Origin of the sequence: Salmonella sp. 741265055_HSA (assembly GCF_046569525.1) — a bacterium.
Taxonomy (GTDB): domain Bacteria; phylum Pseudomonadota; class Gammaproteobacteria; order Enterobacterales; family Enterobacteriaceae; genus Salmonella; species Salmonella enterica.
In genome coordinates, this window is record NZ_JBKFSQ010000002.1 from 219687 (window position 1) to 231727 (window position 12041).

The 12041-nt window shown below is 48.2% G+C and carries 8 protein-coding genes; 6 read left to right on the forward strand and 2 right to left on the reverse strand.

Features of this window, described 5'->3' with window-relative positions; translation table 11 throughout:
• Window positions 1-65: 65 nt before the first annotated feature.
• Window positions 66-701 carry a hypothetical protein gene (locus tag ACLD4K_RS02320; RefSeq protein WP_183060350.1) on the reverse strand — a complete coding sequence of 212 codons (636 nt, stop codon included), beginning with the start codon at window positions 699-701 and terminating at the stop codon, window positions 66-68.
• Between the two features lie 768 nt (window positions 702-1469).
• Here ACLD4K_RS02320 and hdeB point away from each other — a divergent pair.
• From hdeB to ACLD4K_RS02350, 6 genes are all read left to right on the forward strand, one after another.
• Entirely contained in the window at window positions 1470-1799 is a 330-nt protein-coding gene (hdeB, locus tag ACLD4K_RS02325; protein ID WP_001032161.1) for an acid-activated periplasmic chaperone HdeB, read from the forward strand.
• 142 nt (window positions 1800-1941) lie between these two features.
• Entirely contained in the window at window positions 1942-2727 is a 786-nt protein-coding gene (locus tag ACLD4K_RS02330) for an OBAP family protein (RefSeq protein ID WP_411011328.1), read from the forward strand.
• Between the two features lie 128 nt (window positions 2728-2855).
• Window positions 2856-4640, forward strand: a complete 1785-nt coding sequence (gene treZ, locus ACLD4K_RS02335) for a malto-oligosyltrehalose trehalohydrolase (protein WP_411011329.1) — start codon at window positions 2856-2858, stop codon at window positions 4638-4640.
• Window positions 4637-7177, forward strand: coding sequence for a malto-oligosyltrehalose synthase (gene treY / locus ACLD4K_RS02340; RefSeq protein ID WP_411011330.1), 2541 nt, complete (start codon window positions 4637-4639; stop codon window positions 7175-7177). The genes treZ and treY overlap by 4 nt, the downstream gene beginning before the upstream one ends.
• Before the next feature lie 43 nt (window positions 7178-7220).
• Complete coding sequence (gene glgX / locus ACLD4K_RS02345) at window positions 7221-9296, forward strand: glycogen debranching protein GlgX (RefSeq protein WP_411011331.1); 2076 nt, start codon at window positions 7221-7223, stop codon at window positions 9294-9296.
• Window positions 9297-9557: 261 nt separating this feature from the next.
• The gene (locus ACLD4K_RS02350) at window positions 9558-11024 is read left to right on the forward strand and encodes a hypothetical protein (RefSeq protein ID WP_411011332.1); all 1467 of its coding nucleotides are present in this window, start codon (window positions 9558-9560) and stop codon (window positions 11022-11024) included.
• A 184-nt stretch (window positions 11025-11208) separates the two neighbouring features.
• On the opposite strand, the gene ACLD4K_RS02355 is transcribed toward ACLD4K_RS02350, so the two are convergent.
• On the reverse strand, window positions 11209-12041 hold an 833-nt coding region (locus ACLD4K_RS02355), incomplete at its 5' end, for a PTS fructose transporter subunit IIC (protein ID WP_411011333.1).

Below are 12041 nucleotides of genomic sequence, written 5' to 3' on the forward strand. Positions count from 1 at the left end.
CCTCCAGATAACTTTTGTAGCTTTAGTTAACATTCCAGAAGCTGGAAATACTGCCAGCTGCCTGCTTATCTACGCAGGGTACGATTACTCTGCTGCATTTTCTCCAGAATACGACCAAAAGAAACTGTTTTGCTTCCTACTTTCACCATTCCATCTTCCGGCAAGTAGCTAAATTTGACGTACAGTATATTGTTGCTGGTTTTATCTTTTGGCTTCATAGCCAAAATGGCTTGCTGTAATGCTTTTAGGTCGGAGGGGATCCCCACCGCATCGGTGATATCGGTACCGGGCACAAATTTCGATACCTGATCAACAGTTTGAGTCAATATATCCTGCAGCGGAAATAAGCCGGTAAAACGTTGTTTGGGTTTATATTTTGTCACTCCCATATAAATGTCAGGTAGACCTTTAATGTGGTTTTCAATACTGCGAGTTTTATTTTGCAACATAAATTCGCTAATCTCTACCGGAGAGCCGATCAATACCAGCGGTTTCACTCCTGCACCTTTTTCGGAAAAGAGATAGTTGTTATTGCTGCTTTTTACTGCTTTCTGCAACTCGCCACGATCCACGATTAAGCTGTAATATTTACCCTCTTTCACAACAGGTTTGGGTTCACGCCACATATTGATACCGCTAGCTTGTGCTAAACTGGATGCCATCATGTAACCGAAAAACGTCAATGTTACGGATAGTTTCATTAACTTTACCTTTTTAATTAGCCAAAAAAATAGCACTCGTAAAAAGTATAAAGCCGTGGTTGCAACAAAACTTAAACGTCGCTCACTTCACCGATAAGCATTTATTTATCTTAATAATGTAAATTCCCTGTCCAATAATACCTGAATTATTACCCTTTGAATTCAACTACTTGCAGTTATAGTGCTAAATAACAATAAATCTACTGGAAGTATACAGTTTGTGTACGAAAGGTGATTTTTATGATTACGGAAACCTGAAATTGTCAGACTATCTGTAAATGCTATGAAATTGTATTGTAGATCCGATTGCGCCCGGTGCTGATGACTACCGGGGCAATAGTGGTTGGTTTAGCCCTGATAGAGTTCGCCAGCGGTGTAGACGCCACAAGCCGTTTTGGCCAGGGCTGGTGGTTGCCTCCGGAATGCTGACAGGAAATCTGTTTACGATGTTTGTTCTGCCCACCGTTTGTGTCTGGCTGGCGCGCGATTGCGACAGCATGTCAGAGCGAAGTTCTCTTTCATCAGCTCAACGTAGCGCATACCACGTCATTTGCTGTTGTCGCGGTCTACTTTTTCGCCCTAAAATCTGCTCGCCATGTTGCTTTCTTTAGCAAACATCAAAATCAGTCAACGTAAATATCATTAATAGCCATATCACGGAGGATGATCTTTATTCCTGAGAGAGGAGGGGTATTATTTCTACGTTCTACATTAACGGGTTAACGTGCAGATGTAGAGGTTATTTATATAATTATTGGAGCAACAACAATGAATAAATTCTCCCTTGCTACAGCAGGTATTATCGTGGCAGCGCTGGTAACCAGTGTTAGCGTGAATGCGGCAACAGATACTACTAAAACAAACGTTACGCCTAAAGGTATGAGCTGCCAGGAGTTTGTTGATCTCAATCCGCAGACGATGGCGCCAGTCGCTTTTTGGGTGCTGAATGAAGATGAAGATTTTAAAGGCGGGGACTACGTTGATTTCCAGGAAACTGAGACGACAGCAGTGCCGTTAGCCGTTGAGCTTTGTAAGAAAAACCCGCAGAGTGAATTAAGCAAAATAAAAGACGAAATCAAGAAAGAACTCTCAAAATAAGAGTAAACTGATATCAAAACCCGGCCTGTGTGTCGGGTTTTACTATTTGTGACACCGTCACAAATGACATCTTCCATTTCTTCTACCAATCACGTGGTATTGCACTATTTTCATTAGAGCCCTTTCACTATATGGAGACCTAATGAAAATTTTACCGCTGACACTCTTTATCATTCCTTTTCTGGCCGGATGTGGCGCCAATAATACGCCGCCGCAAACGCCTATTCCTGGGGAAAAAACCTCTGCCAAATTACGTACCCTGGAAACAGGCGCGGCGGCTATTCAATCCAGACCACCTGTCGATGCCATCAGTACCTACCTTGACGGGTTCCATTTTTATAGCGGTGATAAAAACGGACAGATGGAAGCGCACCATTACGTTACCGTCCTGAACGAAGATGTCATGCAGGCGGTGATTTACGACGGCAATACGAAAAACGCGCGCCTGATGGGGGTGGAGTACATTATCAGCGAACGTTTATTTAAAACGCTTCCTCCCGAGGAGAAAAAACTGTGGCACAGCCACCAGTACGAGGTGAAATCCGGTAGCCTGGTGGCGCCTGGCTTACCGCAGGTCGCTGATAAGGCGTTGATGAGTAAGATTGTTAATACTTATGGCAAGACCTGGCACACCTGGCATACCGATCGGGATAAAACCCTGCCAATGGGTATCCCTGCGCTGATGATGGGCTTTACTGGCGACGGGCAGCTTGACCCCGCGCTGCTGGCCGATCGGGATCGCCGCCTGGGAATTGATACCCAGGCCATTAAACGCGAGCGGCAGGATCTGCCTGAACATCCCGTTATCAAGGGGGCTAACGCCTGGGAGCAGGGGGAGGTTATCCAGCTACAGCGTGTTCAGGGCTCTGGCGAACACGGGCGAGGCGATACCGCGCACTTCGGTACATCTGAGCAATCCCGACAATAATTCCACGGTTTTACACGCAGATACGAAAAAGAACGTCCGTTAAGTGACAGTGTCACGTAAAGATTAGCCCCATAGTCTATGCTTGTTCTTCGGATGCTGTAGAGGTTATGGGTTAAACGGAGCGACAGATGAGTTCAAAAATTTTTTGCAAAAGCTGGGGGGCTGAATATATCGCCGCTGATGTTGTCCGCTTTCGTCTTTGGGCCACCGGTCAGCAAAAGGTTATGCTCAGGCTTGCGGGTAAAGACCAGGAAATGCAGGCGAGCGGTGACGGCTGGTTTACGCTGGACGTCTCCGGGGTGACGCCAGGTACGGAGTATAACTTTGTACTCAGCGATGGCATGGTGGTCCCCGATCCGGCTTCCCGCGCCCAAAAAACTGACGTCAACGGTCCGTCATATGTGGTTGATCCAGGCAGCTACGCGTGGCGCAACACCGGGTGGAAAGGTAGCCGTTGGGAGCAGGCCGTGGTGTACGAGATGCATACAGGCACGTTCACTCCGGAAGGCACCTTCCGCGCCGCAATAGCGAAGCTGCCTTATCTCGCTGAACTCGGCGTTACCGTTATTGAAGTGATGCCCGTTGCGCAATTTGGCGGCGAACGCGGCTGGGGCTATGACGGCGTACTGCTTTACGCGCCGCATTCTGCCTATGGGACGCCGGATGATTTCAAAGCGTTTATTGACGCCGCGCATGGGTATGGTCTTTCCGTCGTCCTGGATATTGTGCTGAACCATTTCGGCCCGGAGGGAAATTATTTACCGCTATTGGCGCCGGCGTTTTTCCACAAAGAGCGCATGACGCCGTGGGGAAACGGTATCGCCTATGATGTCGACGCCGTGCGGCGCTATATCATCGAGGCACCGTTATACTGGCTGACAGAATACCATCTCGACGGCTTACGCTTTGACGCTATCGATCAGATTGAAGACAGTAGCGCAAAGCATGTGCTGGTTGAAATCGCACAACGTATTCGGGAAGACATTACCGACAGACCCATTCATCTGACTACCGAAGATAGCCGCAATATTATTTCTCTGCATCCCCGTGATCAGGGCGGCAATGCGCCGCTGTTTACCGCCGAATGGAATGACGATTTTCATAATGCCGTCCACGTTTTCGCGACCGGAGAGACCCAGGCCTACTACAACGATTTTGCTGATGCCCCGGAAAAACACCTCGCGAGAGCGCTGGCCGAAGGATTCGCTTATCAGGGAGAAACTTCACCACAAACCGGCGAACCTCGCGGCGTAAAAAGTACCGGACAACCCCCGGTCACCTTTGTGGATTTTATTCAGAATCACGATCAGGTCGGTAACCGCGCCCAGGGCGACAGACTGATAACCCTGGCGGGTGCTGAACGAACAAAAGTATTGCTCGCCACGTTGCTGCTTTCACCGCATATTCCGCTGCTTTTTATGGGCGAAGAGTATGGCGAAAGCCGTCCTTTTCTTTTTTTTACCGATTTCCATGGGGATTTAGCCCGCGCCGTTCGTGACGGTCGCGCAAAAGAGTTTGCCGATCATGCAGGGGAAAATGTTCCGGACCCGAATGCGCCAGAGACCTTCCAACGCTCAAAACTTAACTGGAAGCAACAGCACAGTGAAGAGGGTAAAGCGTGGCTGGCGTTTACCCGCGAACTACTGCTTTTGCGCCAGAAGCATATCGTACCGCTGTTGTCCGCTGCCCGTGAGAGCTCAGGAACGGTATTGCAAACCGCGCCCGGGTTTATTGCCGTTAGCTGGCGTTTTCCGGGAGGAACACTGTCACTGGCGCTGAATATTAGCGCCACGACAGTATTGCTGCCCGATTTACCGGGTAAGACTCTCTTCGCCTGGCCGAATGAATCCACCGGGTCGCTTTCCCAACATTCTCTTATTGTCCGCTTAGCCCAGGGAGAGTCTGCATCATGATCCCAACTGCAACGTATCGCCTTCAGTTTCGTAATGGCATGACCTTCGATCGCGCTGCGGCGCTGGTGCCTTACCTTAAAAATCTGGGTATCAGCCATCTTTATGCCTCACCCATCTTTACCGCCACCAAAGCGTCAACGCATGGTTATGATGTCACCGATGCGAATGAGATTGAGCCCTCTATTGGCGGGCGCGAAGGATTTGAAAGACTGGTGGCTGAACTTAAAGCACAAGGTCTGGGATTGATCATCGATATTGTGCCTAATCACATGGCCAGCTCGCTGGAAAACGCCTGGTGGCGCGACGTGCTTGAATATGGCAAGGAGAGCCGTTACGCGCGCTATTTCGATATTGACTGGTCGCGCCGACTGACGCTGCCTTTTTTAGGCGACACGTTTGACGCCGTGCTGGAAAACGGAGAAATTGCGATCAAGCCCGATCCCGCCACGGGTAAACCCACGTTCGCCTATTATGATAACTATTATCCGCTTGCGCCGGCGACGTGGCAGGGGCGCGAGGCTGAAATACTGGCGCTTACCGATAAAGCCGCCATTGCTGATTTGCATGAGCGCCAGCCGTGGAAATTAATGTCCTGGCGCGATGCCGCTCGCTCGCTCTCATATCGGCGTTTCTTTGAGGTCACAGGGCTGGTAGGAATGCGGGTGGAAGATAAAATCGTCTTCGACGATACACATCGGCTGATTCTGGAGCTGGTCAGAACGGGGGCGGTTGACGGTTTACGTATCGATCATATCGACGGCCTCGCCGATCCGAAAGCCTATCTTGCGCGTTTACGTCAGGAAGTGGGGCCGGCGTGCTATATCACCGTGGAAAAAATTCTCGCTAAAGGCGAGCAACTTCCTGACGACTGGCCGGTTTCCGGCACCACAGGCTATGAATTCATCGCCTCGCTGGCGGAGGTGCTGGTTGACGATGAACAGATAGACAATTTGCGCCAGGCTTACGAGACCGTTAAAGGCGCGCCAGTGGATATGCGGGCGGAATTACGGGCAGCTAAATTGCTGATGGTCGATCGCAATTTCGAGGGGGAATTTACCCGGCTGCTCGCGATTGCGCTATCGATTGCCAGCGAGCTACAGATCGCACACGAAGAGAGCGTCGTTCGGCAGGCGTTACGCGAGTTATTAATTGCCTTTCCCGTATATCGCACTTACGGCACAGCAGAAGGGCTACCGCCGACCGATATTTGCCTGTTACACCGTATTGTGGAACGGGTAAAGACGCTTGAAAACCCTCCGCAGCCAGAAGCGCTTACATTTCTGAGCCGCCTTCTTACCGGCGATGTTCCCACCTCCAGCCAGGAGGAGGCGACACAGTTTCGCGTTCGGTTCCAGCAACTCACCGGTCCGCTGATGGCGAAATCGGTAGAGGATACGCTTTTCTTTCGTCAAAACATGGGACTGGCGTTAAATGAAGTCGGCGCCGAGCCCGTCACCCATCACTTCTCCATCGAACGCTTTCACCATGAGATGAAAACCCGACAGGCGCGACAGCCTGATGCGTTATCCGGTACGTCGACCCACGATACCAAGCGAGGCGAGGATGCGCGAGCACGGCTGTATACGCTTACCGAAGCGCCGGAACAGTGGAGCGAATGTCTTGCTCGCTGGCGGCAGATGAACCAGACCCATGTCAAATTTTTGAATGATGGCACTGCGCCAAAATCGGCGGATACGTGGATGTTATATCAGGCGCTGACCGGCGTCTGGTCCCCGGTGCTACAACCACAGGACGAAAAAGGTTTAAACGCGCTGAAAACACGCTTTGAAGCCTTTGTGGAGAAAGCGCTACGCGAAGCGAAGTTACGTACCGATTGGGTGGACAGTAATGAGGCTTACGAAACGGCAATGCTTGATTACGCCCGTTATTTACTGGCGCCGGATAATCAGACATTTTTGCAGGATTTTTATCGTTCCTTGCAACCCTTCATCCGCGCAGGGCTGGTTAACAGCCTGACGCAGACCGTTATCAAATTAACCGCGCCGGGAGTACCTGATATCTATCAGGGGAGCGAGGCGTTGAATTTTAGCCTTGTCGATCCCGACAACCGCCGCGAACCAGATTTCGCCACGCTGGCGCAGCAGTTAGACCAACTGACGTCGGGAGTTTTCTCGCGCGAAGAGAGTTGGCTGAACGGGCAGGTAAATCAGTATGTCACAGCCGCATTACTGCGTCTGCGTCAGCAGAATCATGAGCTCTTCCGTTTTGGCGACTATATACCGCTGCGGGCTGTTGGTCAGCGTGCCGACAAGGTCATCGCTTACGCCAGAGTCGATCATGATGATGCGCTGATTGTTGTTGCGCCCCGACTGGTGTTCGCCGAATGTGACGGCTTATTGTCACAATCGCATAGCGTTTTCTGGTCAGGAACCGACATTATTATACCCGGACAGCTTAATCAGCATCGTTATCGCAATGTGCTTACCCAGGAGAGGTTAATGCCTGGTGAACGCCTGTCGTTGGCCTCACACCAGGGCGGCGTACTGGTTTTAATAGCGACTGAGTTTATGTGTTGATGTGCCGTGACAGGACAACGTTTACCGTGGGTGGAGAAAGAGAATGACAACAAACAGGGCTTTTGAAATCAGAGCAGGATACAGCCATACGCTTGGCGCAAATTATGACGGCGAAGGTGTGAATTTCGCTATTTTTTCCGCCCATGCGGAACGCGTCGAGCTTTGTCTTTACGATCCGAGCGGGGAGCATGAAATCGCTCGTCTGGAGTTACCGGAATATACCGACGAAATATGGCACGGCTATGTCCCGAAGTTGCAGCCCGGCGCGCTGTATGGGTACCGCGTTTACGGCCCTTATGACCCGGAAAATGGCCATCGCTTTAACCCCAATAAGCTGCTTATTGACCCTTATGCCCGTGAGCTGGTGGGCGATATTCAGTGGAATGATGCGCATTTCGCGTATCAATTACTTCATGACGATAAAGATTTGACCTTTGATGACCAGGATAGCGCGCCATTTACGCCTAAATGCCGGGTGATTGATCCGGCTGAGGCTAACTGGGAGGATAGACAACGGCCTTCCATACCGTGGTCGAACGCCATTATTTATGAAACGCATGTAAAAGGCTTTACCCAGCTTAATTCCGCGATCCCTGAGCCTCTACGCGGTACGTTTGAGGGCATGGGGCATAAAACCAGCGTGGATTACATTAAAAGTCTGGGCATTACCTCCGTCGAGCTTTTACCCGTTCACTGGTTCCCGGACGATCAGCATCTGCTCGATAAAGGACTGAAAAATTTCTGGGGATACAACTCGCTTGGCTTTTTTGCGCCGGCGACGCGCTACTATGGTCCAAAAGGTATTCAGGGATTCCGCGATATGGTGCGCGCTTTCCATGATGCCGGCATCGAAGTGATACTGGATGTGGTCTATAACCATACGGCAGAAGGGAATGAGCTTGGTCCCACGCTATCATTTAAAGGTATCGATAACTTCTCCTACTATCGCACCATGCCCGATCAGCATCGCTATTACATTAACGATACAGGGACAGGTAATACCGTCAATACCTCTCATCCACGGGTACTGCAAATGGTGATGGATTCGCTTCGCTATTGGGCGGAGTCAATGCATGTCGACGGCTTTCGTTTTGATTTGGGCACCATTCTTGGTCGTGAGCCGGAAGGCTTTGATCAGAGAGGCGGTTTTTTTGATGCGGTAACGCAAGACCCGGTGCTGGCAAAACTGAAACTGATTGGCGAACCCTGGGATATCGGACCGGGCGGCTATCAGGTTGGCGGTTTTCCACCAGGGTGGGGCGAATGGAATGATAAATACCGCGATACGGTGCGCGAATACTGGAAAGGTGACAACGTCACAAATGATTTCGCTGCACGCCTGCTGGGTTCCGGCGATCTCTATGATTTGCGCGGCCGTCGCCCCTGGTCAAGCGTTAACTTTATTACTGCCCATGACGGCTTCACGCTGAACGATCTGGTGTCTTATAACGACAAGCATAATGAAGCCAATGGCGAAGATAATAATGACGGGCATAATGATAACCGCTCCTGTAACTATGGCGCAGAAGGGCCAACCGACGACGAGGGCATCAATGCGATACGCGAGCGACAGAAACGTAATTTCCTGACCACCTTGCTTTTCTCGCACGGCACGCCGATGTTATTAGCGGGCGATGAGTTTGGCCGCAGTCAGATGGGTAATAACAATGGCTACTGTCAGGACAGTGAAATATCGTGGGTCCACTGGGATAATTTGCCGGAAACCGCCAATGCGCTACGGGAGTTTACCCGTCATCTGATTCAACTGCGCACCACGCAACCGTTGCTGCGCCGGGAGAGCTGGCGTGACGGTCTGGAGATCCGCTGGTTTAACGCCGGGGGAGGACCGCAGCAATCCGAGCAATGGGATGAGGGATCGACGATAGGCGTATGCATTAGTCGTCCCGATCTCCAGCCGGAAGCGGGGATCTGGCATGACGCCTTACTGCTTTTCAATCCGTTTGAAGGCAGCGTACCGTTCCGTATTCCGATGTGGGGAGAAGGCGGCTGGGTACTTGAACTGACGACTGCCGATAACGCGCAGCAGGGAATGCGGATTACCGAAGAAATGGATTTCGATCTGGCCGGGCGCAGCATCGTGTTATTCAGACGCCCCTGATAGTGAAACCGCGCTCCGGACCCAACCGGCCTTTATGGCCGGTTTTTTTACTGGCGCTTCCCGGTAACCGCAAACTTTAGTAGCTACCTCAATGAGTTATTGACCACTGAATTTTCTACGATAACATGACTAACAATATACACATGATAAGAACCACTACACTGGGAAATCGTTGTGTGGTGAAGTTGATATTATTTGATTGTTAAAAAAATAATATCAATCTATTGTTTTTAATGGTTTTTTATCACCATTCGGAGATGGATGATGAGTTGTATTACAAAAAGCATACAGAATGAATATGTTTTATTGATGGAAAACGCTTTTTCTGAAAAATATAAACACGCATTTATAAATTTAGAACTGAAGGAATTACGTAGATTCATCCTGAAAGAGATAATTAGCTCTCCCGATTTAGATAATCAACTTACAAACCTAATTGTGTTGCTAAATAAATTTTGGGATACTCACGCTGCGGCGCTTACAACAGAAATTCGGGCGTCTAAAAGTTATCGATTATTACTTCCGATTCAACGCTTTGGTTATAACATATCTAATCATCTTAGATCTCTTGGAATTTATTTTGATAGCATCATAATGGTTGATCCATTACATTTCCCTTCTCTTAGTTCTCTGCATTCATTTTTATCATTACCACCAGATAATAGCTATGTCCGCATGCGCAGATTGGTATTGCTTGAACATGTTTCCAATCTATTTCGCGCCATCCCATTTATGACTATTGATGATGATTATCCAATTTTTCTAATCGTCCCTGAATTACTAGATTTTGATAAAGAACGCAATCATGAACAATCTGCCGCTTTTCTAAGTCAGCTCTTTTTTAAAGATAGAAAAATGGATTACGCTACTTATTTGGCGTTTATTGAGCACTTTGGGAGAAATGAACAAACATTCCAGAAGATTCTAACAAATAAAGAACTATTAAAAAAATTGCTTGATAATTTCAATAACATCGAAAAAGAAGTCTGGGTTTACGATACAGATTTAAAGAGTTTTACAACAAGAGAGGTAGATCTTCTGGATTATGATCTGCCGTCAGCTATAGCAACCTTACTGGGGAAGGTTGAAGGTGCAATTTATGCACAACGTTCAACTCAATTATCGGCAACACTATTAGGCATTGATCCGGTTATTTATAGCAACCATATGTTTTTACATGAATGGACTACGGAGCAATTGGTCAAGGATTATGGTAAATTAAATCCTCTTTCTTCTGAAGAGCAAGCGATTACAGTGGGCCTTTCAGCCGCGGAAGTAAAATTCCTTACTGCGCTTTCCGATCTGGAATTAAAAAAGATTAGAGAAAGAGGTCAACTGGAATCCTTAAGACATGAACTAAGAATTTCAAGGCATGACTTGCAAGGAAAAAAACCAGATCAAATGCAAGATGCGGCAGATAATTTTTCAAAACATTTAATCAATGTGGTCGAAGAGTATGGAAAGTCGCATGAAACAGCCATTAAGAATTCAAAGAAAAAAAAGATCTCGTCCGGATTAATTTTTGCAGGAACAGCCACGTTAGGTATAGCTTCTCTTGCCATGCCGCAACTGACATTACTTTCAGCAGCAGCAACGGGAATTGGTCTGGCCTTTGGTGGTAAAAGTCTGGCAGATATTTTTAGTGAACATAAAGCTCATAAAAATGAAATCCAGATATTAGAAAGAACACCCGTATCGCTTTTGTATGGAGCATATAAAAAGAAATAGTAATACTGTGTATACCGTCTGGTAGCGGAAGTCTGGCATTTGATAGTTTTTGAAGCATGGGCTCGTATCAGGGAAACTATCCCCCTCTGTACAGAGAGGACGGCGGGAGTAATCCCGCCTCCTACTCGATGCTCAGAATGTACTTGGCTGGTTATTTGCAGCCTGGATGCTGTTATGCCTGTACTTAACTAATTTTAATATCGTCGAGGTTGATATCTTCCTCTTCATGATCATTACTTATAACAACATCCCGATGAACATCTTTTTTGATGACAGCATAGACAGTTGCCGTTACTAATATATTAACTAACAACGCCATAATACCCGCCATTGGATGTGACATTGTTGGAATCATCAAAACACCACCAAAAGGTACAGTTGCATCAGCACCATATACCATGGTGATTGCGCCACCACAAGCACCGCCGATTGCCGCTGCAGCAATACCGCGAACGATATCATTCATCACTATAGGTATAGATCCTTCAACAATATTTACTACCCCCATAGGAACCGCCGACTTTAACATTTCGATTTCTTCATTATTATAGATATTTTTGCGAAGAAGTTTGGCGATAAAAAACGCAAGCCCAAAACCGATAGGTGTTGCCGTATTAACTAGCTGAAGGGCAGTAATTGGCTCATTTATTCCCTGTGCCTGAAGTGTTAAAACGAATGCGAAGCAGGTTTTATTGATCGGACCGCCAAAATCAACGATACACAACGCCCCAATAACAGCACCTAATAGTAAATTAGATGAAGTTCCCATACTTCTCAGGAACGATGTGAGAGCATCGGTAAAAATACCAATAGGCGTACCGATGATATAGACCATGATCAGGGCACTGAGAATGGATGCAAAAAATGGCACAATCAATGTCGGCATCAAACCCCGTGCCCAGTCAGGAACCTTCACGTTTTTAATGATAGCAAGTGCAATATACCCGGAAATATAGCCCCCGATCATACCACCGATGAAACCCGCACCAATGGAGTTAGCCGCCAGGCCTACCACAA

Excerpts from the sequence above, each read along its gene's own strand:
- ACLD4K_RS02320 (WP_183060350.1), bottom strand. The coding sequence starts at position 701 with ATGAAACTATCCGTAACATTGACGTTTTTCGGTTACATGATGGCATCC.
- hdeB (WP_001032161.1), top strand. The coding sequence starts at position 1,470 with ATGAATAAATTCTCCCTTGCTACAGCAGGTATTATCGTGGCAGCGCTG.
- ACLD4K_RS02330 (WP_411011328.1), top strand. The coding sequence starts at position 1,942 with ATGAAAATTTTACCGCTGACACTCTTTATCATTCCTTTTCTGGCCGGA.
- treZ (WP_411011329.1), top strand. The coding sequence starts at position 2,856 with ATGAGTTCAAAAATTTTTTGCAAAAGCTGGGGGGCTGAATATATCGCC.
- treY (WP_411011330.1), top strand. The coding sequence starts at position 4,637 with ATGATCCCAACTGCAACGTATCGCCTTCAGTTTCGTAATGGCATGACC.
- glgX (WP_411011331.1), top strand. The coding sequence starts at position 7,221 with ATGACAACAAACAGGGCTTTTGAAATCAGAGCAGGATACAGCCATACG.
- ACLD4K_RS02350 (WP_411011332.1), top strand. The coding sequence starts at position 9,558 with ATGATGAGTTGTATTACAAAAAGCATACAGAATGAATATGTTTTATTG.